We start from the raw sequence: 770 nt of genomic DNA, 5'->3' as shown, positions 1-770 counted from the left end.
AACTTTAGCCGTTGCCTTAATCGTCAAAAATGAAGAGAAGCATTTAAAAGCTTGTCTAGACACCGTAAAAGGTTGGGTTGATGAGATTGTCATCCTCGACTCGGGCAGTACCGACCGCACTGAAGAAATTGCCCGACAATACACTGATAAGTTCTATACCAACTTAGACTGGCCGGGGTTTGGAAAACAACGCCAACTTGCGCAGCAATATGTTACGGCCGACTACGTATTGTGGTTAGATGCCGATGAACAGGTTACTCCTGAGCTAAAAGCAAGCACTTTACAGGCTGTTTCAGCAGCTAAGCCGCACGTTTTGTATAAACTCAATCGACTTAGCTCAGCATTCGGAAAGTTCATCTACCATTCTGGCTGGTCTCCAGATTGGATTGTTCGCTTGTATCGCACTGAATATACGCACTACAACGATTCACTCGTGCATGAAAAAGTCGATGAGAAAAGCTATCAGACTGAAAAGTTAGATGGTCGATTGCATCACTACACTTACGAGCATCTTCATCATTACATCAATAAAACCACTGGTTACCTCAAGGCCTGGACGGATGAGCGTGAAGGTAAAAAGAAATCCGGCTTAACCACTGCAATTGTTCATGCTCTTGCCAGTTTTTTAAAAATGTACATCCTCAAGAGAGGCTTTCTTGATGGTAAACATGGCTTTATTCTGGCGTGGCTTAGCATGCACTCTACCTTTGTGAAATACATTGATCTTTACTTACGTGAACAGGCAAAGAAATCATGAAAACGACTTTAAT

General features: G+C 42.6%; 1 protein-coding gene. It reads left to right on the top strand.

Annotated elements, in window-relative coordinates; all coding sequences use genetic code 11:
- A partial coding sequence (locus R7Q11_RS25850; RefSeq protein ID WP_225466960.1) for a glycosyltransferase family 2 protein occupies positions 1 to 757 on the top strand: 757 nt, incomplete at its 5' end.
- Between the last annotated feature and the right edge of the window lie 13 nt (positions 758 to 770).

It is taken from the genome of Vibrio sp. 970, from assembly GCF_033339075.1.
This window is presented reverse-complemented; position numbering and strand designations above follow the sequence as displayed.